The 21,176-nt window shown below is 75.2% G+C and carries 20 protein-coding genes; 7 read left to right on the forward strand and 13 right to left on the reverse strand.

Annotated features, from left to right (window positions below):
• Positions 1-34 precede the first annotated feature (34 nt).
• Positions 35-412, forward strand: a complete 378-nt coding sequence (locus tag GA0070611_RS26340; RefSeq protein ID WP_091397239.1) for a DUF742 domain-containing protein — start codon at positions 35-37, stop codon at positions 410-412.
• A 1-nt stretch (position 413) separates the two neighbouring features.
• Complete coding sequence (locus GA0070611_RS26345; protein WP_091669966.1) at positions 414-1,007, forward strand: GTP-binding protein; 594 nt, start codon at positions 414-416, stop codon at positions 1,005-1,007.
• Positions 1,008-1,132: 125 nt separating this feature from the next.
• Here GA0070611_RS26345 and GA0070611_RS26350 read toward each other — a convergent pair whose 3' ends face one another.
• The 3 genes from GA0070611_RS26350 to GA0070611_RS26360 form a co-directional block, all read right to left on the reverse strand.
• Complete coding sequence (locus GA0070611_RS26350) at positions 1,133-2,359, reverse strand: ABC transporter substrate-binding protein (RefSeq protein ID WP_091669970.1); 1,227 nt, start codon at positions 2,357-2,359, stop codon at positions 1,133-1,135.
• Positions 2,360-2,492: 133 nt separating this feature from the next.
• A complete protein-coding gene (locus GA0070611_RS26355; protein WP_091669973.1) occupies positions 2,493-4,931 on the reverse strand; it encodes a transposase in 2,439 nt (812 codons plus the stop codon).
• Positions 4,932-4,972: 41 nt separating this feature from the next.
• Positions 4,973-5,929, reverse strand: coding sequence for a DNA primase (locus GA0070611_RS26360; RefSeq protein ID WP_091669977.1), 957 nt, complete (start codon positions 5,927-5,929; stop codon positions 4,973-4,975).
• Positions 5,930-6,078: 149 nt separating this feature from the next.
• Between GA0070611_RS26360 and GA0070611_RS26365 the strand changes: the two genes are divergently transcribed.
• Entirely contained in the window at positions 6,079-6,420 is a 342-nt protein-coding gene (locus tag GA0070611_RS26365; protein WP_091669979.1) for a PadR family transcriptional regulator, read from the forward strand.
• Between the two features lie 92 nt (positions 6,421-6,512).
• Here the strand turns inward: GA0070611_RS26365 and GA0070611_RS26370 are convergent, their stop codons facing one another.
• The 10 genes from GA0070611_RS26370 to deoC form a co-directional block, all read right to left on the reverse strand.
• The gene (locus GA0070611_RS26370) at positions 6,513-7,196 is read right to left on the reverse strand and encodes a permease prefix domain 1-containing protein (RefSeq protein WP_091669981.1); all 684 of its coding nucleotides are present in this window, start codon (positions 7,194-7,196) and stop codon (positions 6,513-6,515) included.
• 60 nt (positions 7,197-7,256) lie between these two features.
• A complete protein-coding gene (gene cydC / locus GA0070611_RS31580) occupies positions 7,257-9,083 on the reverse strand; it encodes a thiol reductant ABC exporter subunit CydC (RefSeq protein WP_197675804.1) in 1,827 nt (608 codons plus the stop codon).
• Positions 9,080-10,783 carry a thiol reductant ABC exporter subunit CydD gene (cydD, locus tag GA0070611_RS31585; protein WP_197675805.1) on the reverse strand — a complete coding sequence of 568 codons (1,704 nt, stop codon included), beginning with the start codon at positions 10,781-10,783 and terminating at the stop codon, positions 9,080-9,082. The genes cydC and cydD overlap by 4 nt, the downstream gene beginning before the upstream one ends.
• Entirely contained in the window at positions 10,780-11,787 is a 1,008-nt protein-coding gene (locus tag GA0070611_RS26380; protein ID WP_091669984.1) for a cytochrome d ubiquinol oxidase subunit II, read from the reverse strand. Before GA0070611_RS26380 ends, cydD begins: the two co-directional genes overlap by 4 nt.
• A 10-nt stretch (positions 11,788-11,797) precedes the next feature.
• Positions 11,798-13,045: a cytochrome ubiquinol oxidase subunit I gene (locus GA0070611_RS26385; protein WP_091669987.1), complete on the reverse strand. Its 1,248-nt coding sequence runs from the start codon at positions 13,043-13,045 to the stop codon at positions 11,798-11,800.
• 103 nt (positions 13,046-13,148) lie between these two features.
• Positions 13,149-14,054 (reverse strand): M56 family metallopeptidase, encoded by a 906-nt coding sequence (locus tag GA0070611_RS26390; RefSeq protein WP_091669990.1) that lies wholly within the window; start codon positions 14,052-14,054, stop codon positions 13,149-13,151.
• Positions 14,055-14,064: 10 nt separating this feature from the next.
• Positions 14,065-14,481 (reverse strand): BlaI/MecI/CopY family transcriptional regulator, encoded by a 417-nt coding sequence (locus tag GA0070611_RS26395; protein ID WP_091669993.1) that lies wholly within the window; start codon positions 14,479-14,481, stop codon positions 14,065-14,067.
• A gap of 136 nt (positions 14,482-14,617) precedes the next feature.
• Positions 14,618-15,442, reverse strand: a complete 825-nt coding sequence (locus GA0070611_RS26400; RefSeq protein WP_091669995.1) for an aldehyde dehydrogenase family protein — start codon at positions 15,440-15,442, stop codon at positions 14,618-14,620.
• Positions 15,435-16,865: an aldehyde dehydrogenase family protein gene (locus tag GA0070611_RS26405; RefSeq protein ID WP_091669998.1), complete on the reverse strand. Its 1,431-nt coding sequence runs from the start codon at positions 16,863-16,865 to the stop codon at positions 15,435-15,437. Before GA0070611_RS26405 ends, GA0070611_RS26400 begins: the two co-directional genes overlap by 8 nt.
• 5 nt (positions 16,866-16,870) lie before the next feature.
• Positions 16,871-17,830, reverse strand: a complete 960-nt coding sequence (deoC, locus tag GA0070611_RS26410) for a deoxyribose-phosphate aldolase (protein ID WP_091670001.1) — start codon at positions 17,828-17,830, stop codon at positions 16,871-16,873.
• Between the two features lie 136 nt (positions 17,831-17,966).
• On the opposite strand from deoC, the gene upp reads away from it, so the two are divergent.
• From upp to GA0070611_RS26430, 4 genes are all read left to right on the forward strand, one after another.
• Positions 17,967-18,599 carry a uracil phosphoribosyltransferase gene (upp, locus tag GA0070611_RS26415; RefSeq protein ID WP_091670006.1) on the forward strand — a complete coding sequence of 211 codons (633 nt, stop codon included), beginning with the start codon at positions 17,967-17,969 and terminating at the stop codon, positions 18,597-18,599.
• A 130-nt stretch (positions 18,600-18,729) separates the two neighbouring features.
• The gene (locus GA0070611_RS26420; protein ID WP_091670011.1) at positions 18,730-19,269 is read left to right on the forward strand and encodes an RNA polymerase sigma factor; all 540 of its coding nucleotides are present in this window, start codon (positions 18,730-18,732) and stop codon (positions 19,267-19,269) included.
• A gap of 28 nt (positions 19,270-19,297) precedes the next feature.
• A complete protein-coding gene (locus GA0070611_RS26425; RefSeq protein WP_091670015.1) occupies positions 19,298-20,323 on the forward strand; it encodes a CU044_5270 family protein in 1,026 nt (341 codons plus the stop codon).
• A 103-nt stretch (positions 20,324-20,426) separates the two neighbouring features.
• Positions 20,427-21,104, forward strand: a complete 678-nt coding sequence (locus GA0070611_RS26430; RefSeq protein ID WP_091670018.1) for a GOLPH3/VPS74 family protein — start codon at positions 20,427-20,429, stop codon at positions 21,102-21,104.
• The last annotated feature ends 72 nt before the right edge of the window (positions 21,105-21,176 follow it).

A 21,176-nucleotide genomic window follows, 5' to 3' on the forward strand; every position in this document is an offset into this window, starting at 1 on the left:
GCCGGTGCCGGGTACGAGGGAGGTGAGCGGCGACATGGCTGATCGAGACGAGCCGACCGGCGCGTTGGTCCGTCCGTACGCCGTGACCCGCGGTCGTACCCGTCCCCGGCTCGACATCGCTCTGGAGGCGCTCGTCGAGACGACGGTGCGCGGCCGCGCCCTTGCCAATGGCAACGGCGGTCAGGGTCGTGAACACCAGTACATCGCCGCGCTGTGTGACGGACGCGTGCAGTCGCTCGCCGAGATCGCGGCGCGGATGCAGCTTCCGCTCGGCGTGGCCCGGGTGCTCATCGCCGACATGGCGACGGACGGCCTGGTCGCGGTCCACGAGCCGACCATTTTGGACGACTCCGACGACGCGGTGGGCACTGAACTGCTGGAGAGGGTGCTGAGTGGACTTCGCAGGCTCTGACATGTCGCACCGGCCGCCGGCCCCGAGCGGGCGCGTGACGTCGGCGAAGATCGTTATCGCCGGTGGGTTCGGCGTCGGCAAGACGACGCTGGTCGGTTCGGTCTCGGAGATCACGCCGCTGACCACCGAGGCGATCATGACCTCCGCCGGCGTGGGCGTCGACGACACCCGGCAGGTGCCGGGCAAGACGACGACCACGGTGGCGATGGACTTCGGTCGGATCTCGATCGACCGGGACCTGATCCTGTACCTGTTCGGTACGCCGGGTCAGACGCGGTTCTGGTTCATGTGGGACGAGTTGGTCCGCGGTGCCATCGGCGCCGTCGTGCTGGTCGACACCCGTCGACTGGCGGACTGCTTCGCCGCCATCGACTTCTTCGAGCACCGGCGGCTGCCGTACCTGGTGGCCATCAACTGCTTCGACGGGATGCAGTACCACGACCCGCAGGACGTCCGGGACGCGCTGGCGATCTCGAGCGACATCCCGGTGGTGGCCTGCGACGCCCGGAACCGGGAGTCGACCAAGCACGTGCTGATCTCGCTGGTCGAGTACGTGCTCACCATGCGACGCTCGCGGGCGGTCGCGCCCGCCTGAGCGGCGACCTCGAAGCGCCCGGTGACCGGTGGTCATCGGGCGCTTCCGCCTGTCCGGCCCTCGGTCGGGGCGGGACGCCGGACGGCCGCCCGCCGGGACTCCCGGTGGACGGCCGTCGTGGGCGGTCAGGACCAGACGGTCCAGGCGCCCTGGTTGACCTGGTAGACACCGAGCGAGTCGGGTTCCATCCCACCGTGCCGGATCGGGGCGAACGCGTAGCCACCGGCGATGCCCTCGACGACCTGCGTCTGCAGGTACGCCCGCAGCCGTCCACGGTCGACACTGCTGGCCATCCGGGCCGCCGAGGTGAGCAGGCGCAACGCGTCCGAGGCGTACGGGGCGAAGCCGGTGAAGCGGTCGAACCGCTGGGTGTAGCGGAGGGTGAACTCGCGGCGGTCCCGTTCCGCCGTGGTGGAGGTGGTCAGCATCGAACCGCCCAGGCAGGCCGGGTGGATCGCGTACGCCCCCTCGACCGCGGCGAGGTTCGGCCGGGTGAGGGTCTCCTCCGCGACCGCCCCCGGGTCGAGCACGAGCGTCCCCCGGTACCCGGCCCGCCGCAGCGCCCGGGCCGCGCTCCCGGAGTCCGGGGCGGTCGCCCAGACGATCACCCCGTCCGGCTCGGCGGACACCACCCGCTCGGCGGCGTCGGTGAAGCCGGTCCCCCCGACGGGCAGCCGGACGGTGCGCGCCAGCCCGACGTCGACGGCCGGCAGCGCGAGGCGTACCGCCCGGACCCCGGCGTCGCCGTGCGGCCCGTCGACGGCCACCAGGACGACCCGTCGCAGCCGCAGCGACTCGATCAGCTGCGCCATCCGGCGGGCCACGTCGGCGGCGTCCGGGGTGAGCTTGTAGACGAAGGTGCGCTGGGCCAGCGGCAGCGCGATGCCGTCCCCGAAGCCCAGCGACAGGAAGGGCACCTGGCGGGCCTGGGCCACCCCCACGATGGCCAGCGAGGTCTCGGCGAGGGTGCCACCCACCAGGGCGTGCACCTCGTCGCGGCGGGCCAGCTCGGTGGCCTGCCGGGCGGCCAGGCGGGGATCGCTGCCGTTGTCCCGGATCTCCAGTCGCACCGTCCGGCGCAGGTTGCCGACCGGGAAGCCGGAGACGTTCAGCTCCTCGGCGGTCAGCTCCAGGGCGCGTCGCTGGAGCACCCCGTGCGCGGCGCCCCGCCCGGTCAGTTCCAGGCTCGCCCCGACCACCAGCTCGTGCCGGTCCGGTGCGGCGCTGCCGGGCGTCCCGTCATCGGGGCGTTGGCCCGGCTGCCCGCACGCGCTGAGCAGCAGGCTGCCCGCCGCCGCGGCGAGTACGCCGCGACGGGTCAGCACGGAGGAGTCGAATGCCGGTGTCGCCAATGGAGTCGCCTTTCCACCCCGGCGACGCCCGCCGCCGGCTGTTCCGCCGGGTATGCTCCCGGCCGGCCCGATCCGGCGTCAACTTATCCGGGTGTGGGCAGGAACACGCAGGTGGCGAGGCGGGTGACTCCGATCAGGATCGGTAACCGGCGGAGCGGAACTCGTACTCGCGGTCGTCGTCGCGGTCGCCGGTGTCTCGGCTGAAGTCCCAGCCGCCGGCCGCTTCCCGGCCCGGCCGGCCCCCGACGGCGAAGCCGCCGATCTCCTGGCCGCGCCGCCAGCCCCGGAAGTAGCCGGTGGTGTTCTCGGCGAGGCTCGCCGCGTTCCGGACGATCCGCAGTGGACGCTCCTCGCGCAGCGGCGAGCCGGGCACCAGGTTGGCCTGGGGCACCCGCTTCGGCAGACCGGCCTTGGTCTCCGAGCCCACCGCCGGGCGGGCCGCCTGCTCGGCCGCCTGCCAACCGGTGTCCGCGGTGGTCGACCACTCGAAGTCGGTGTCCTCGCCGTGCCCGACGAACCAGGCGGACTTCGCCTGGGCGAAGATCAGCAGGTCACCGTCGCCCTCGTCGGAGACCGGCGGGGGCCGGTGCTCCTTCGGCGCGGGACGCCGCTCCAGCGGGGCGGGCAGCTCGGCACGGGGCGCGGGACGGCGCTCCAGCGGGGCGGGCAGCTCGGCACGGGACGCGGACCGACCGGTCCGGTCGGCACCCTCCCGCTCGACGAGGCGCAGCGGCGGCGTCTCCAGGCCCGGGTCCGTCGGCGGGTTGAGCCCGTCGCGCAGGGCCCGGTCGGCCAGCGGCGGCGGCTCCACCAGCCGCAGCATCGGCGGCTCCTGGGGCAGGTCGTCCGCGAGCCACGGCGGGGTGACCCGGCCCGGGTCGCTCGGCGCGTCGACGCGGTCGCCGTAACCGTAGGCGGCCGGTGCCTCCTTGGCACGGTCGTCGTGCTCGTCGCCGGTGTTGACCAGTGGCCAGTTCGCCCGCGAGCCCGGGGGAGCGGCCTCCGGGCCGGGACGCGGCACCGGCACGCTCAGGTCGGTGGCGCTGAACTCGCCGGTCGGCGGCTCCACCGGGGTGGTCTTCGGTCGGGGCGGGATGATCGTCCGCTGCCGTTCGGCGCGGGCGCTGTTGATCGCGGCCGTGGTGAGCGTGGGCCGGAACGGCTCACCCGCCTCGGCCGGCGGCACGGTGCCGCGTTGGGCCGGGGCGATCGGGGTGATCCCCGGCGGCGGCGGTGGCGGCGCGGAGACCGGCCGGTTGGTCGGGCCGTCCAGCCGTGACGGGAGCGGGGCCCCGGCCGGCGCGGTGCGCGGCGGCAGCGGAACGCCGGTGGACGCGGGCCGCGCCGCCGGTGCCGACGTCGGCCGGCCGGCGGCGGCCGGGGCAACCGGGGGCGGGCTCAGCGGGGCCGGGCTCAGCGGGGCCGGCGCGACGGGCGGCGGCGCGATCGGGGCGGGCGCGACCGGCGGCGGGCCCAGCGGGCGGGGCGTGGTCGGCGCGGCAGGCCCGGAGACCGGCTCGGGGCGGCTGCGCCGGCCCACCGGCTCGGGCTCGGCGGGCCGGACCGGCCGCAGGCCGGTGCCGGTGTGGTGCAGGTTGGTCAGCTCACCGACCGGCTCGCCACGACGGGCGGCGGCGCGGCGACCGGGGACCGGTGCCGGTGCGGTGACCCGGGCGCCGAGCGCACCGACCAGCGCGTCGCAGCCGGCGTCGCAGGCACGGACCGAGGCGACCGCCTGGCGCACCGTCTCGGCGACGGCCGCGGTGAGGGCCCGGTTGACCGTGGCTCGGCGGGGCGTCTCGGAGATGGCCACCCGCAGCGCGGTGACCGCCTCGTTGACCGCCTCGGGGTCGCCGACCCCCTCGGCCGCGAGGTGGGCCGCGACGGCATCGGCGGCCACCGCGACCTCACGGCCGCCGGCCATCGTGCCGCCGAGCATGCCGGGCTCCGGGAGGGCGTCCAGCACGGCCAGGGCGACCGGCTCGGCCGGGTCCGGGTAGGCCCGCAGCGCGGCGGGGTAGAGCTCGCGCAGCACCTCGCGCAGGGCGACGGCGGCGGAGTGCCGCCCGCTGGTCAGCGCGGCGTGCGCCGCGAGGACCTGCTTGTAGCCGGCGAGGTCGCGCGGGGCCGGCAGGGTGACCGCGGAGAGGGCGCCGGCCTGGAGTGCCCGGGCCAGCCCGACCGCCCGACGCTCGACCGCCGGGGACTGCATCTCCTCCAGCGAGTCGTCGTCGGCGAAGCGCTCGGCGAAATCGTCGACCGAGTCGTCGTCCGCGATGGCCAGCGGTCGGCCGGCGGCGCTGAGCAGCGAGGTGACCGTGTGGTCGTCGCTGTCGGCGGCGATGGCCGCACCGCTCGGCCCGCCCGACCGCTCCACGAGCAGCGCGACCAGCTGGGCGTAGCCCGCCGGGTCGTCACCGATCTCACAGACATGCAGCAGACGGCCTGCGTCGTCGACCACAGCGGACGTCAGCGCCGATCCGGCCGAGGCCGGCCGGTCGGCCGGATCCGCCGAGGCCAGACCGCAGTACACGCGCACGAGCGCCACGGCGTCGTCCTCCTCCCGGGACACAGGGCTTTCTCTGCCAGAAGACTGATGCTCCCCGGTCCGGGTCAGTCGCGCCAGTCCACAACAGCAGAGATCTTGCCGACAATGGTGCGCCAACCCAAACTTGCGGTTTGTGCCCCGATTTTCTTCAGCCGGCGCCGGCCCAGGAAACCGCTGATCCCGCCGTTGACGGTGGCCCGCAGCGCCTCGTCCAGGTCGTCCAGGCTGGAGCCCGCCGAGAGCATGTCGAGTACGGCCGGTAGCCGCAGCGCGTACGCCAGGTCACGAGCGACCTCGCCGGCCTCGATCAGGAGCGCGGGATCCCACGCGTCGTGTCCGCCGCGCAGGTTCTCGACGACCAGGTCGAGCTCGTAGGTGTCCTCGTCCAGCGGGGCGATGTCGGCCGGTTCCACCCGTTCGGACAGTTCGTGCCAGCCGTCCAGTTGGGACAGGTCGTTGGGCGCGCCGGAACGGACGAAACTCACCAGCGCCTCGGGCGTCTTGAAGAGCAGCAGCTTGCCCCGGTGGGTGAGGAAGACGGGCACCTCCTCGTCGCCCGCGGCGTCGTCCGCCTCGTCCTCGTCCTCGTCGGCCTCATCCTCGTCCGGACCGGCCTCGTCGTCGGCGGCGTCCGCCTTGTCTCGACGGCGCCCCGCGGGCCGCTCGTCGGACTCGTCGTCCTCGTCCTCCTCGGCGGAGAGGGCGGCGAACTCCTCGTCGAGGATCACCACCTCCTCGTCGTCCTCGGTCTCGACGACCTGGCGGCGGGCCAGGAACGGGTCGTCCTGGTCGCGCTCGGTGACGTCGGTCGGGGTCAGCTCCCGCGCCGGCCGGTACGCCCGCAGGGTGAAGCCGGTGCCGGACGGCAGGGCGATCTCGACCGGGTCGATCCGCAGCTCGTCCCAGAGGGCGCGGTCCGCCGTCGGGCGGTCGACCTCGACCTCGTCATCTGCGGTCGACGCGATGGTGTCGTCGAGCTCGGGCTCGTCGGCGTCGGGCCGTTGGGGCGACTGGCGGGCCACGCTGACCTCCGGGTGCTGTCGGGCTGCCCACCCGGCGGCGCGTCCGGCCGCCGAGTGACTCTGGGCACATACCCTAGTGGGCGGCTCGGCGGGACCGGGACCCGCACCCCGGTGGCGTCCCGACCGGCGGACAAGTAGCCTTGCTACACATGAAGGCCCAGGCGCTGCACGGCCACCTGGACGCACTGCTGCTGGCGGTGCTGGAGCAGGGCGAGCGGCACGGCTACGCGATCATCGAATCGCTCCGCGCCCGCAGCGGCGGCACCCTCGACCTGCCCACCGGAACCATCTATCCGGCACTGCGCCGGCTGGAGCGGGCCGGCTGGGTGGCGAGTTCGTGGAGCACCGTCAACGGCCGGGAGCGGCGCACCTACCGGCTGACCGACGCCGGCGCCCGCGCGCTCGCCGGGGAGCGCGCCGGCTGGCGCGAGTTCAGCGCCACGGTGGGCCGGTTCCTCGACCCCGGCCAGCCCGCCGCCGGCCCCGCCTGACCGGCGAGGTCCGCCGCCACTGCGCCGTCCGCCACCGCGCCGTCCGTCATCGCGCCGTCCGTCATCGCGCGGCGGTAGCCCGAGGCGAATGGTCACCGCGAGGTCAGCCGCGCGGCCCGGAGCCAGCAGCGGGCGGCCCGGGCCAGCCCGAACCAGGCCGCGCCGATCAGCACCGCGCCGATGATCATCGGGGGCCAGCCGAGCGCCTCGTCCCAGAGGCTCACCGACCAGCCGAACAGCGTCGCGCCGGCCAGCGCCCCGCCCGCAAGCCCGGCGGTCAGCCCGTGGCCCACCGCCCGGCCGGGCCCGGACAGCCCGGGCGACCCGCGCCGGGCGGCGAGGACGCCGACCAGCAGGCCCGCCACGGCCAGCAGCGCGACCAGGGACCAGATCCCGTTCAGCGAGGCGTGCAGGAGCCGGTAACCCGTCGGCGGCAGCGGACCGGCGCTCCAGCTCGACCCGCGCCAGGTCAGATCGCCGCCGGCCAGCAGCACCATCGCCAGCGCCAGCGCGCGTACGGCCAACCGGCGCAGCGCCCCGGCCGCCAGCTCGGCCTGGTATCCCGGCGCGAGCTCAGCGACCGTGCCGAACTCGGCCACCGCCCGCCGCTCCGCCTCCGTCGGGGGCAGACCACCCTCGCGGTACGCCTCGACGGCGTCCAGCAGCGCGTGCCGCGCCTCGGTGAGCAGGTCGGTCTTCAGCCGGGCCGGCCCGCGCAGCCGGCCGCCCAGCTCGCGCAGTCGCTGCTCCACGAGCACGTCCCGGTCCCCGCGCATGCCCCCAGCCTGCCATCGCGGGCCGTCGCCCGCGTCGGGGAATTTCCCTGAGGAACGGGGTCAGCCGGTCGGGCCGAGCGCCAGGTAGCCGCGTTCCGCCGCCTCCTGGAGCAGCCACTGGTCCCGGTACCAGCCCGGCTCGGCGACGAGCTCGGCGTGCCGCCCGCGCTGCACCACCCGCCCGGCGTCGAGCACCACGATCTCGTCCAGCCCGGTCAGGCCGCTGAGCCGGTGGCTGATCAGCAGCACCGAGTGCCCGGCCGGGGTGGCGGCCAACGCGGAGGCGAGCACGGCGTCCGCGGCGGCCGGGTCGAGCCCTTCGGTCGGCTCGTCCAGCACCAGCACCGCCGGGCCGGCCAGCAGCGCCCGGGCCAGCGCGAGGCGCTGCCGCTGGCCGCCGGAGAGCTGCCCGCCCTGCTCACCGACCACGGTGTCCCAGCCGTCCGGCTGTGCGCGTACCCAGTCCAGCAGGCCGGCCGCGCGGGTCGCGGCGGCCAGCTCGTCGTCGTCCGCGCCGGGGCGGCCGAGCAGCAGGTTCTCCCGGACCGAGGCGTGGAAGACGTACGCCTCGGCGAGCAGGCCACCGATGGTCCGGGGCAGCTCCTCGGCCGGGTACGCCGACACGTCCGTCCCGGCCAGGGTGACCCGGCCGGCGTCGGGGCGGACGGCGCCGGTGACCAGGGCCGCCAGGGTGCTCTTGCCGGCGCCGCTCGGCCCGACCACGGCGACCCGGCGGCCGGCCGGCAGGTCGAGGTCGACCCGGTCCAGGGCCGGTGCCGCCCCCTCCCGGTACCGGACGGTCACCCCGGCGAACCGCACGTCGTGCGGGGCGGCGACCGCGGCGGTGGCCCGGTCGGTGGCGACGGTCCCCGGGACGGCCGGCGGCGTGGCGGTGGACCCCGGCCCGGCGGCGTCGCCCGGGGCGGGGCGCGGCGCAGCGGTGGCCGTCGGCTCGGCGGTGTCGAGCAGGGCGGCCACCCGGGTCAGGCCGGTACGCAGCTGGGCGCGCTGCCGGGCGGCGCCGACCAGGGCGAGGGCGATCTCGACGGCGGCCAGGGTGCCGACCGCGAGGACGCCGATCAGCACCCCGCCGACCCCGGCGCGCAGCGCCACCACGGTCACCGCGGCGGCGGTGAGCCCGCCGACCAGCACCCCGGTCGCGTCCACCGCGAAGCCGGTGGCCGCCAGCCGGCGTTCCAACCGGGCCAGCCGGGCGGCCCGCCCCTCGGCGGCGGCGAGCGCGGCACCGGTGGCGCCGAAGGCGGCCAGGTCGGCCGCGCCGTGGGTGAGGTCGACCGCGTCCACGGCCAGCGTGCCGCGCAGCGGGGCCACCTCGTCGGCCGCCCGCCGGGTGAGCGCGGTGGCCAGCACCGGCAGCGCCACCCCGGCCAGCAGCAGCCCGGCGGCGAGCACCCCGGCCGCCGGTACGGAGATCAGCGCCGCCCCGCCGACCGCGACCACGCTCACCAGCGCGGCGGCCGCCCCGGGCACCAGCACCCGGAGCAGCAGGTCCTGGACCGCCTCCACGTCGGAGACCAGCCGGCTCAGCGCGTCCCCGGTGCGCGGGGCGATCCCGTCGCGCCGGGCGGCCAGGGTGGCGAAGACCCGGGCCCGGACATCGGTGATCATGCGGAGCACGGCGTCGTGCCCGGCGAGCCGTTCGGTGTAGCGGAACACGCCCCGGCTCACCGCGAGCGCCCGGACGGCGACGATGGCCACGGTCAGCCGGTCCAGCGTGGGCCGGCCGGCGGCGCTCATCAACAGCCAGGTGGCGGTCGCCATCAGGGCCAGCCCGGCGAACTCGGTGACCGCGGCGAGCAGCCCCGCCCCCACCAGCCGGCCCAGGTACGGCCGGGCGAGGCGGAGCACGGCCCGTTCGGCGCTCATCGGGTCACCCGCGCCGTCGGGGTCAGTTCGGTGACCCGCCCGTCCTCGACCCGCAGGATCCGGTCGGCGTCCTCCAGCAGCGCCGGCCGGTGCGCGACCAGCAGGGCGGTACGTCCGGCGACCAGTCGCCGGGTGGCGGCCAGCACCACCGCCTCGCTGGCCGAGTCGAGGCGGGCGGTCGGCTCGTCGAGGAGCACCAGCGGGGCGTCCCGGAGGAAGGCCCGGGCCAGCGCGACCCGCTGCCGCTGCCCGCTGGACAGGCCGTGCCCGCGTTCGCCCAACTCGGTGCCGAGCCCGTCGGGCAGGGCGGCGACCACCTCGTCCAGCGCGGCGTCGCGGACCGCCCGGTCCAGGACGGCGTCCGGGGTGTCCGGCGCGCCGAGGCGGATGTTGTCGGCCAGCGACCCGGCGAACAGGTGGGCCCGCTGCGGCACCCAGGCGAGCTGCCGCCGCCAGCCGTCCGGGTCGACCCCGGCGAGGTCCACGCCGTCGACGGTGACCCGGCCGGTGGTCGGCGCGACGAAGCCGAGCAGCAGGTGCAGCAGGGTGCTCTTGCCGGCGCCGCTGGGCCCGATGACGGCGATCCGCTCGCCGGGCCGGACGGTCAGCGTGACGTCCCGCAGCGCGGTGGTCCGCTCGTACTCGACGGTGACGTTCTCGAAGCGGATCTCGCCCCGGCCGTCCGGCACGGGCCGTCCCGCGCCGGCCGGGACCGTACCGGCCGGAGCCGCGTCGGCCGGAACCGCGTCGGTCGGCGGTGCCGACAGGGTCAGTGCCTCGTCGAGCGCGGTGAGCCCTTCCATGCTGGCGTGGAAGCGGCTGCCGGCGGTGCGCAGCGGCAGGTACGCCTCCGGGGTGAGCAGCAGCACCAGCAGGGCGGTGGAGAGGGTGATCCCGCCGCCGAGCAGCCGGATGCCGACCGGCACCGCGACGAGGGCCACCGAGAGGGTGGCGACCAGCTCCAGGACCAGCGCGGAGAGGAACGCGATCCGCAGGGTCCTCATGGTGGCCTGCCGGTGCCCGTCGGCCATCCGGCGGACCACGTCGACCTGGGCCCGGGCCCGACCGAACGCGCGCAGCGTCGGCAGGCCGGCGACCATGTCGAGGAAGTGCCCGCCGAGCAGGGCCAACCGTCGCCACTGCCGTTCCGTGGCGGCCTGGGCCTGCCAGCCGAGCAGCGCCCCGAAGACCGGGATGAGCGGCAGGGTCAGCGCGATGATCAGCGCCGAACTCCAGTCGGCCACCACGATCCGGGCCAGCACCGCCAGCGGCACGGTCACGCTCAGCACGAGCTGCGGCAGGTAGCCGGTGAAGTGCGGGTCGAGAGCGTCGAGGCCGCGCCCGGTGAGGGTGGCGAGCCGGCCGGCCCGCTGCCCGGCGACCCAGGTGGGGCCGTGCCGGCCGACCGCGCGGAGCAGGTCGGCGCGCAGCGTCGCCTTCACGGTCGCCGCCGCCCGGGCGGCCACCGTGCCCTGGGCCCAGCTCACCAGCGCGCGGGCGGCCACCGCCGCCACGAAGCCGGCCAGCGCCGGCCGGTGCAGCCGCCCGTCGAGCGCGGTCGCCAGCAGCGTGGCCAGCGCGGTGGCCTGGGCCACGACGAGCAGCGCGGTCAGCCCGCCCAGCACCGCGAGCACGGCGAGGTCGCGCCGGGCCGCGGGGACCCGGCGCAGCAGACGCGGGTCGAACGGGCGGCGGTTCACCAGTACACCGGTGCCCTGCCGTCGGTCCGTTCCCGGAAAATCCACCAGCACATCGCCTGAAAGCCTAGTAGGGCCGGCAGGAGGGGCAGCGCGAGCCAACCCAGCAGTGACAGGGTCGGCCCGCTCGCCGCCCCGTCGACCACCGCCAGCGAGGCGGCCGGGTCGACGGTGGAGACCAGGATCCGGGGCCAGAGGGCCGCGCCGACCAGCGCCACCGGCAGGGCCAGCGCTGCGCCGGTCGCCGCGAAGGCCACCCCGGGGCGGCCCCGCCCGAGCGCCGCGCGGGCCGCCAGCAGCGCCGCTACCAGCACGAACAGCAGCAGTACGGCCACCGCGGGCCGCGCCACCGCGGCGCGTACCCGAGCGGAGAGCAGGCCCAGGACGGTGGCCGTGCCGACCGCGGCGAGCGCCACCGGGACCAGCCGGCGGGCCACCCGGGTGAGCGTGGCGGCGCCGGCGGCGGGCAGCCGGAGAGTGAGGAAGGTCGCACCCTGGAGCGCGACCAGCGCCAGCACCGCCAGCGCGGTGGCGGCCACGAACGGGGTGAAGAGGTGCCCCACGCCGTCGACGTGCCCGTCGGGGTGCAGCGGCAGGCCCTGGAGCAGCCCGCCGAGCAGGGCGCCCCAGCCGAGCGCGGCCAGCACGCTGCCGGCCACCACCACCCGGTCCCAGCGGGCGCGGGCGGACCGGGTGCGGGGCCGGCTGCGCAGTTGCACCCCGGCGTTCACCAGCACCACCCCGACCAGCGCGCCGGCCACGGCCGGGTAGTAGCCGGCGAGCAGTTCGCCCTCCAGCGCGGGAAAGGCGCCGAGCAGGATGCCGGCGGCGGCCACCAGCCACACCTCGTTGCCGAGGAAGAACGGCCCGACGGCGGTGAGGGCGGCCCGTCGCCGTTCCTCGGTGGCGCCGTGGGCCAGCAGCAGCCCGACGCCGTAGTCGTAGCCGCCGAGGACCAGGTAGGTGGCGAAGAAGAGGCCGAGCAGGGCGTACCAGGCGAGTTCCACGACGGGCTCCTCAGGCGAACACGGAGTGCGGGCGGGTGTCGGTCTCGGGCGCGGGCGGCCGGCCGAGGGCGGGGTCGGCCGCGCCCCGGGCGGCGTGCCGGGCGATCAGCGTCCAGTTGGTGACCGCGAGCGCGCCCAGCAGCAGGGCGAAGCCGATCAGCGAGGCGAGCATCACCCCGGGCCCGACCGGCGAGACGGCCCGCTCGACGGGGAGCAGCCCGTACGCGGCCCAGGGCTGGCGGCCGACCTCGCGGGCGATCCAGCCGAGCAGCACCGCCACGAAGGGCAGCGGCAGGGCGAGCAGCACCAGCCAGAGCGGGAACCGCAGCCGGATGATCTGGTCGCGCCAGAGCAGCGGCAGGAGCAGCAGGCCGAGGAAGAGGCCGAAGCCGATCAGGATCATGAAGCCGAGCCCGACGTCGGAGAGCGTCGGTGGGGTGTAGTCGCCCGGCCCGAACCGGGTGACCCAGCCGGCGACCAGCGCGTCCCGGTCCGGGCCGCCGCCGAACTTCGTCGGCTGGAGCTGCCCCACCGGCCCGAACTGGGCGAAGCCGAAGCCCAGCAGGAAGACCACCGCGACCCCGGCGGTGAGCAGGCCGAGCCGCAGCGAGGTGCGGAACAGCAGGAAGTCCGGGGTGCGCCGGAGCAGGTGCCAGGCGCTGACCGCGGCCATCAGCAGCCCGCCGGTGACCAGGCTCGCCGAGATCACGTGCCCGAGGGCGAAGCCCAGCGTGGGGTTGGTGAGCAGGGCCGTGAAGTCGGTCAGGTGGGCGACGCCGTCGCGCAACTCGTACCCGACGGGGTGCTGGAGCCAGGCGTTGCCGACCAGCACCCAGTACGCCGAGGCGTACGCGGTCAGCGCGACGCCCCAGAGCAGGGCCAGGTGCACCCCGCGCCGCAGCCGGTGCCAGCCGAAGATCCACATGCCGAGGAGGGTGGACTCCAGGAAGAACGCCACCAGCGTCTCGATGGCCAGTGGCGCGCCGAAGACGTTGCCGACGTACCGGGCGAGGCCGCTCCAGTTCAGCCCGAACTGGAACTCCATCACCAGCCCGGTGGCGATGCCGAGGGCGTAGTTGATCACGTAGAGCTGACCCCAGAAGCGGGTCAGCCGCTCGTAGACCGGCTTGCCGGTGACGAAGCCGGCGGTCTGGAGCCCGACCAGCAGGGTGACCAGGCCGAGGGTCACCGCCACGAAGAGGAAGTGGATCGAGGTGGTGGCGGCGAACTGGAGGCGGGCGAGGAACAGGGTGTCCATCGGTGCGGTGCTCCCATGGGTCGTCTCGCTTGACGTAGCGAGGCTACACATAGGGGAGCTACGTATGAGGGCCCTTACGGGTCGGTTCCGGGTGAGTTCCGGGTCAGCTCAGGAAGAGCGAGATCGGCAGCGCGACCAAGGTGGCCGCCACCGCCAGCGCGGTGCCGCCGAGCAGTCGCGGCGGCCGGTCGGCCACCAGCAACCGCTGCACCCGTACGTCGAGGTCACGGTCGCCGATTCCGAGGGTGCCCGCCGGCGTGATCGTGTGACCGGCGGCGGCGAACCGGCGCAGCGCCCCGGCCAGCGGCTCCTCGGCGTGCAGCTCGCGGGCCTTGTCGTCGGCGCGCATCTCGACCAGCAGCGCCACCCGCTCGTGGGCGTCCCGGACCCAGCGGAACCAGGGCAGCGCCCGGCAGAGCGCGGTGAACGGCAGCAGCACCAGATCGTGCCGCTCCTGGGCGTGCGCCCGCTCGTGGGTGAGCACCGCCGCCAGCTCGGCGCGGTCGAGCAGGCTGAGCGTGCCGGCGCTGACCACCACCCGGGGTCGCACCCCGGGCAGGCAGTACGCGGCCGCGCTCGGGTGGTCCAGCACCAGCGCGCCGGGCACCGTCGGGTCGTGGCGGGCCACCAGGGTGAGCAGGTCCCGGTGCCGGCGCTGGGCGCGTACCGCGGCGTGCACGCTGCGCACGGTCGTGGTGAGCAGCACCGCGCCGATGCCGAACCCGATCCCGACCAGCCCCAGGTGCACCGCGCCGACCCCGGCGGGCAGGGTGCCGTGGGCCAGGTCGTCGGTCAGCGCCAGCAGGGCGCTCCCGGTCGGCCGGTCGTACGCGGCCAGGCCGAGCGCCATCGGCAGCCCCATCGCGGAGAGACCGAGCGCCAACCCGACCGCCTGCCAGCAGACGATCGCCACCCGCGGGGCCCGCCAGGTCCAGGTGGAGACCGCCAGGACCTGCGCGGTCAGCCAGCAGGCCAGCATGGTCGCGGCGAAGTGCAGGGCGTACGCCACGGTGGCCGCCCTACCGGTCCGTCGCCTCGTCGAGCGCCGGCCGCCGGGCCTCCTGGCCGGTGAGCCCGGCCTCGGCGCCGAGCGCGGCGCGCAGCACCTCGGCCTCGGTGCCGGTCACCGAGCGGGCGAAGCGCACCAGCGCGGCGTCCCGGCTGCCGCCGAGGTCGAGGGCGTCGAGCATGAGCTGGGCGATGTGCGCCTCCCGGGTGGCCGCCGGCCGGTACCGCCAGGCCCGCCCTTCCCGCTCGCGCTGCACCATGTCCTTGCCGGCGAGCCGGTCCAGCACGGTCATCACCGTCGTGTACGCCAGCTCGCGGCCGTCCAGGGCGTCGGCCACCTCGCGCACGGTCACCCCGTCCGACGTGGCGGGGACCGAGTCCCACAGCACGTCCATCACCGCACGTTCGAGATCACCAAGCCGAGTCACCTCCCAATCCTACCCCCCGTAGTAGATCGCCATCCGCCCCGCCCGCCTGGGGCCTGATTCACGGAAAGAGTGGCTCCCGCGGCGCGGAGAACCACTCTTTCCGTGAATTAGTGCAGACCGGGGGTGGGGAGGGGGGTCAGAGGCCCTTGGGGTGCCAGACGGTCTTGGTCTCCAGGAGGACCGTCATGCGGGTGACGCCGGGGTCGGCGGTCCAGTCGTGGTCGGCCGGGGCCGGCCGGAGCACCCGCTTGAGGTTCTCCGCCGCCTTGACCTCCAGCTCCGCCGCCAGGTCTGCGTCGGTCACCCCGGTCAGGTCGATCGCGTTGACGTCCATGTGCGCGGCCAGCGTCGGCACCGTCTCCGACAGCTTGCCGGTGAGGATGTTGACCACGCCGCCCGGCAGGTCGGAGGTGGCCAGCACCTCGGCCAGGGTCACCGCCGCGAGCGGGGCCGACGGGGAGGCCGCCACCACCACGGTGTTGCCGGTGACGATCGCCGGGGCGATCACGCTGACCAGGCCGAGCAGCGCCGGCGTCTCGGGGGCCGCCACGGCGACCACCCCGGTCGGCTCGGGCGCGGACAGGTTGAAGTACGGGCCGGCCACCGGGTTCGCCCCGCCGTACACCTGGGGGAGCTTGTCGGACCAGCCGGCGTACCAGACCCAGCGGTCGATCGCCGCGTCCACCTCGTCGGCCGGGACGCCGAGCGCGACGAACTGCTCCCGCCGGCCCTCCAGCATCTCGGCGACCCGGTAGAGGATCTGCCCCCGGTTGTACGCGGTCGCCCCGGCCCAGCCCTTGACGGCGGCCCGGGCGGCGACGACGGCGTCCCGCGCGTCCTTGCGGGAGGCCAGCGACACGTTGGAGTCCTGCACGAGATACGACCGTCCCGACTCGCTGCGCGGGAACTTCCCGCCGATGAAGAGCTTGTACGTCTTGCGTACCGCGACCCGCTCAGACATTGAGGTACGCCTCCAGCCCGTGCCGGCCGCCCTCACGGCCGTAGCCCGACTCCTTGTAGCCGCCGAACGGCGAGGTGGGGTCGAACTTGTTGAACGTGTTGGCCCAGACCACACCGGCGCGCAGCCGGTCGGCGGTCCACAGGATCCGGGAACCCTTGTCGGTCCAGATCCCGGCCGACAGCCCGTACGGCGTGTTGTTGGCCTTCTCCACGGCCTCGGCCGGGGTGCGGAAGGTCAGCACGGAGAGCACCGGGCCGAAGATCTCCTCGCGGGCGACCCGGTGTGCCTGGGTGACCCCGGTGAAGATGGTCGGCGCGAACCAGAAGCCGCGCTCGGGCAGCTCGCACGGCGGCGACCAGCGCTGGGCGCCCTCGGCCGCGCCGGCGTCGGAGAGTTCCTTGATCCGGGCCAGCTGGGCGGCCGAGTTGATCGCACCGATGTCGGTGTTCTTGTCCAGCGGGTCACCGACCCGTAGCTGGGCCATCCGCCGCTTCAGCGACTCCAGCACCCGGTCGGCGACCGACTCCTGGACCAGCAGCCGGGAGCCGGCGCAGCAGACGTGCCCCTGGTTGAAGAAGATGCCGTTGACGATTCCCTCGACGGCCTGGTCGATCGGGGCGTCGTCGTAGACGATGTTGGCGGCCTTGCCGCCCAGCTCCAGGGTGAGCTTCTTGCGGGTGCCGGCGACCGCGCGGGCGATGGCCTTGCCGACCTCGGTGGAGCCGGTGAAGGCGACCTTGTCCACGCCGGGGTGCTCGACCAGCGTCCGGCCGGTGTCGCCGGCGCCGGTGACGATGTTGACCACGCCGGCGGGCAGCTCGGCCTGCTGGCAGATCTCGGCGAAGAGCAGCGCGGTCAGCGGGGTCGTCTCGGCCGGCTTCAGCACCACCGTGTTGCCGGCCGCGAGCGCCGGGGCGATCTTCCAGGCCAGCATGAGCAGCGGGAAGTTCCACGGGATGACCTGCGCGGCCACGCCGAGCGGCTGCGGGTTCGCCCCGAAGCCGGCGTACGGCAGCTTGTCGGCCCAGCCGGCGTAGTAGAAGAAGTGCGCGGCGACCAGGGGCAGGTCGACGTCGCGCGACTCCTTGATCGGCTTGCCGTTGTCCAGGGACTCCAGCACGGCCAGCTCGCGGGAGCGCTCCTGGATGATCCGGGCGATCCGGAACAGGTACTTGGCCCGGTCGCGGCCCGGCATCGGACCCCAGACCCGCTCGTACGCGGTCCGGGCGGCGCGGACCGCACGGTCCACGTCCTCGCTGCCGGCCTCGGCGACCTCGGCGAGCACCTCCTCGGAGGCGGGGTTGACCGACTTGAAGCTGCCGCCGTCGACCGGGTCGACGAACTCGCCGTCGACGAAGAGCCCGTACGAGGGCTTGATGTCCACCACCGAGCGCGACTCGGGGGCGGGGGCGTATTCGAACATCGCGTTCAGTCCAGGGTGAAGTAGTCGGGGCCGGCGTAGACGCCGGTCGTCAGCTTGGTGCGCTGCATGAGCAGGTCGTTCAGCAGGCTGGACGCGCCGAAGCGGAACCAGTCCGGGTCCAGCCAGTCCGGGCCGACGGTCTCGTTGACCATGACCAGGTACTTGATCGCGTCCTTGGTGGTCTTGATGCCGCCGGCCGGCTTCACGCCGACCTGCCGCCCCGTGGCGGCGCGGAAGTCGCGGACCGCCTCCAGCATCACCAGGGTCACCGGCAGGGTGGCCGCGACCGGCACCTTGCCGGTGGAGGTCTTGATGAAGTCGCCGCCGGCGACCATCGCCAGCCAGGAGGCCCGCCGCACGTTGTCGTAGGTGGCCAGCTCGCCGGTCTCCAGGATCACCTTGAGGTGGGCGTCCCCGCAGGCCTCCTTGGTGGCCACGATCTCGTCGTGGACCTCGGAGTAGCGGCCGGCCAGGAACGCGCCCCGGTTGATCACCATGTCGATCTCGTCGGCGCCGGCGGCGACGGCCGCCCGGACGTCCGCCAGCCTGATCTCCAGCGGGGCCTGCCCGGACGGGAAGGAGGTCGCCACGCTGGCCAGGTGCACCTGGGAGCCGGCCAGCACCTCGGCCACGTACGGGACCATCGAGGGGTAGACGCAGACCGCGCCGACGTGCGGGCAGGACGGGTCGGCCGGGTCGGGGCGCAGCGCCTTGGCGGCCAGCGCCCGCACCTTGCCGGGGGTGTCGGCCCCTTCGAGGGTGGTCAGGTCGACCATCCGGATGGCCAGGTCGATCGCCTGCGCCTTGGCGGTGGTCTTGATGGAGCGGGTGCCGAGTTGTGCCGCCCGCTGCTCCGCGCCCACCTGGTCCACGCCGGGCAGGCCGTGCAGGAAGGTCCGCAGAGCGGTCTCGGATCGTCCCAGCTCGGAGAGGTCCGACCGGGCCGACGTCGCTGTCGCCGTCATGCCCCGAATACTACGCACCCGCGAGCCATGTGATCTTGGTCACGACAAGCCGGTCGGCAGCGCCACACGTGAGCGGCGTCGCTGGTCAGCCGGCACCCGCAGTGCGCCGCGCCGCGGACCGGTAGGTTGAGCGATCGTGGACGTACACGTCATTGACCACCCGCTCGCCCAGTCGCGGCTGACCGCCATGCGGGACGCCCGGACCGACTCGGCGTCCTTCCGGGCCGCGCTGCGCGAACTCACCACCATGCTGGTGTACGAGGCCGCCCGCTCCTTCCCGGTCGAGAAGTACCCGGTGCAGACGCCGGTCACCGGGACCGAGGGCACCCGGCTGGCGAACCCGCCGCTGCTGGTGCCGGTGCTGCGGGCCGGTCTCGGCATGGCCGACGCCGCGCTCGACCTGCTGCCGGAGTCCTCGATGGGCTTCGTCGGCCTGGCCCGCGACGAGGCGACGTACGAGCCGCGCGCGTACATGGAGTCGCTGCCCCGCGACCTGAGCGGCCTGCCGGTGCTGGTGCTCGACCCGATGCTGGCCACCGGCGGCTCGCTGGAGCACTGCTGCCGGCTGCTCGCCGACCGGGGCTGCACCGACATCACCGTGCTCTGCGTCCTCGCCGCGCCCGTCGGCATCGAGCGGCTGGAGCGCAGCGGCCTGCCGCTGCGCCTGGTCACCGCCTCCATCGACGAGGGGCTGAACGACAAGATGTTCATCGTCCCCGGCCTCGGCGACGCCGGTGACCGGCAGTTCGGCGGCATGCCCCGCTTCTGATCCGCGACGTGTGCACCGCCCCGGCCCGTGCGGCCGGGGCGGTGCCGTCTTTCCGCCCACCGGTAACGATCCACCCCGCCCGTGACACATACCGGGTGTCCTGTCAGCGACCGGTCGGGAGAGCGATCAGATGGAACCCGTGGGTGAGCGGGGCGAGGCCTGGTTCACCGGCCTCTACGCCGCGCACTACCCGGACATCGTCCGGTACGGCCTGCGCCGGCTGCCGGACGCCGACGCCGCCGCCGAACTGGCCCAGGACGTCTTCGTGGTGGTCTGGCGGCGGCGCGGCGAGGTCCCCGAACCCGCCCTCCCGTGGCTCTACGCCGTCGCCCGGCACACCGTGGCCAACCGCTGGCGGCAGGGGCGTGGCGGGCCCGCCCTGCTCCCGCTCAGCGAGGCCGACCAGGTGCCGGCCGGGCTCGTCGGGCCGGACGCCGTGGCGCCGGTGCTCGACCTGCACCGGGCGCTGCGCGGGCTGCCCGAGGCCGACCAGGAGATCCTCCGGCTGGTCGGGTGGGAGGACCTCAGCGTCGCGGACGCGGCCACCGCCCTGGGCTGCACCCGGTCGGCCGCCGCGGTGCGGCTGTTCCGGGCCCGGCGTCGCCTGCGCTCCGCCCTCGCCACCCGTCCGCCCCGCCCCGATCCGCGGCCGGCGTCCGCCCATGTCTGAGTGCCGGCCCCACCGTCGAAGGAGCAGCATGAACACCCAGCAGCAGGTCCGGGACCTCCTGGGCCCGGCCGACCCGGCCCGGGACGTGATCGTGCCGGCGCCGCCGCTCACCGCGCACGATGTGATCGTCCGCGCCGAACAGACCGCGCCGCCGCCGACCCGTCGACGCGCGAGCCGCCGTACCCTGCTCGCCGGCGCGACCGCCGTGGTGGCCGCGACCGCCTCCGCCGCGCTGGTGCCGATCCTGCGCCGCGATCCGACCCCCGCCGGACCGACCGCGCAGCCCGCCGGGATCGTGCTCCAGCCGGTCGGCTACGAGATCGCCGGCGACGGCGAGCCGGCCGGACCGCACCTGCGGGCGCTCGCCGCCCACCTCACCGACGCCTCCTACGACCGCGCGGGTGGCCGCTACGCCTACCAGAAGTCCAAGTCCTGGGGCGGGATGATCGAGGAGTCGCCCGAGGGGTATCTGGCCAGCTTCGTGGACGAGTACCGCACCTGGACGACGTCCGACGGACGCCGGTGGTCGGACCGGACGGTGCTGGACCGGGAGTTTCCCGACGCGGCGTCCCGGGACTACTGGACGAGGCTGACCCCGCGGCCCGCCCCGTCGGTGACCACGCCGCCCGGGCCGCGCGAGGAGCCCCCGTACCCGGCCCTCGGCCGGCGGCTGCCCACCGACCGGGCGGCGCTCGCCCGACTGCTCCGGACCGATCGACCGGCCGGCGACGTGGCCAAGGCGGTCTACGACGTCTACTCCGACCACCTGGTGCCGCGCCGGACCCGGGCCGACATCCTCGCCGTCCTGGCTGGCGTGCGCGGTTTCGTCTGGCGGGGTCGGGTGGTCGACCGGGCCGGCCGTCCGGGCCTCGGCGTGACCGCCGACCTGGTGCCGCCGGCCGGCCAGCAGCCGGAGCGGGCGCAGATGTTGCTGGTCTTCGACCCGGCCACCGGCGAGCTGCTCGCGCACGAGTACCTGGAACTGGCCCCGCACCGCCGGGTGCTGCACTACGGGCTGCTGCTGGAGGGCCGGCGCACCGACACACTCGGCTGACCTGGGCGGGGGCGGGACACCGGTCCCGCCCACGCCGGGTGCCGGCGCGCCATCGGTGGGGAGTGGGTGCGCGGGATGCGCGTACCCGCTAGCGTCTGCGGCCATGACTGGTGTTGCGCTCGCGGAAGAGCTGCTGCTCCTCGCCTACGACGACGAAACCGGCAAAGCGACCATGCCCCGGATCAGCCTTGATCTCGGGATGGCCGCCGCGGTGCTGGTCGAGCTGGCCCTGGCCGGCCGGATCGCGTACGCCGAGGGTTCCCTGGCCGTCGTGGATCCGGCCCCGACCGGTGAGCCGATCGCCGACGAGGTCCTCGCCCGGCTCGCCGCCGACACCCCGCACACCCCGTCCTCGTGGGTCCAGCGGCTGCGGCACGGGTTGCGCGACCGGATCCTCGGTGACCTGTGCGGCCGGGGCGTGGTCCGCGACGTCGAGGAGACCGAGCTGGACTTCATCCACGTGCACCGGTACCCGTCCGCCGACCCCTCGGTGGAGGCCGACATCCGGCAGCGGCTGGCCACGGCGCTGACCAGCGGTCAGCTCCCCGACGAGCGGACCGCCGCGCTCGCCACCCTGGTGGCGGTGCTGCGGATGGAGCCGGCCCTCGGCCTGACCGGGGCCGCCGCCGAGGACGCCCGCAAGCGGCTGGAGGAGATCGCCAGCGGCGCCGGTTTCTCCGGCACGGTCAGCCTGGACGACAGCGTCGTCCGCCCCTCCGTGAGCCTGGTCATCGCCGCTCTCGGCCAGGCCGTCGACGCCGCCCTCGGCAAGCGCCCCTGACCCGTCCGGTCCAGTCGATCAAGGGGTTTGCGTCGGGAGCGACGGCTCCGGTGACGCAAACCCCTTGATCAC

The sequence above is a fragment of the Micromonospora auratinigra genome (assembly GCF_900089595.1).
Taxonomy (GTDB): Bacteria; Actinomycetota; Actinomycetes; order Mycobacteriales; family Micromonosporaceae; genus Micromonospora; species Micromonospora auratinigra.

What these genes read in the sequence shown, in the direction of transcription:
- GA0070611_RS26340 (WP_091397239.1), top strand. Translation starts at nt 35, where the DNA reads ATGGCTGATCGAGACGAGCCGACCGGCGCGTTGGTCCGTCCGTACGCC.
- GA0070611_RS26345 (WP_091669966.1), top strand. Translation starts at nt 414, where the DNA reads ATGTCGCACCGGCCGCCGGCCCCGAGCGGGCGCGTGACGTCGGCGAAG.
- GA0070611_RS26365 (WP_091669979.1), top strand. Translation starts at nt 6,079, where the DNA reads ATGAAGGCCCAGGCGCTGCACGGCCACCTGGACGCACTGCTGCTGGCG.
- GA0070611_RS26370 (WP_091669981.1), bottom strand. Translation starts at nt 7,196, where the DNA reads ATGCGCGGGGACCGGGACGTGCTCGTGGAGCAGCGACTGCGCGAGCTG.
- cydC (WP_197675804.1), bottom strand. Translation starts at nt 9,083, where the DNA reads ATGAGCGCCGAACGGGCCGTGCTCCGCCTCGCCCGGCCGTACCTGGGC.
- GA0070611_RS26385 (WP_091669987.1), bottom strand. Translation starts at nt 13,045, where the DNA reads ATGGACACCCTGTTCCTCGCCCGCCTCCAGTTCGCCGCCACCACCTCG.
- GA0070611_RS26400 (WP_091669995.1), bottom strand. Translation starts at nt 15,442, where the DNA reads ATGTCTGAGCGGGTCGCGGTACGCAAGACGTACAAGCTCTTCATCGGC.
- GA0070611_RS26405 (WP_091669998.1), bottom strand. Translation starts at nt 16,865, where the DNA reads ATGTTCGAATACGCCCCCGCCCCCGAGTCGCGCTCGGTGGTGGACATC.
- deoC (WP_091670001.1), bottom strand. Translation starts at nt 17,830, where the DNA reads ATGACGGCGACAGCGACGTCGGCCCGGTCGGACCTCTCCGAGCTGGGA.
- GA0070611_RS26420 (WP_091670011.1), top strand. Translation starts at nt 18,730, where the DNA reads ATGGAACCCGTGGGTGAGCGGGGCGAGGCCTGGTTCACCGGCCTCTAC.
- GA0070611_RS26425 (WP_091670015.1), top strand. Translation starts at nt 19,298, where the DNA reads ATGAACACCCAGCAGCAGGTCCGGGACCTCCTGGGCCCGGCCGACCCG.
- GA0070611_RS26430 (WP_091670018.1), top strand. Translation starts at nt 20,427, where the DNA reads ATGACTGGTGTTGCGCTCGCGGAAGAGCTGCTGCTCCTCGCCTACGAC.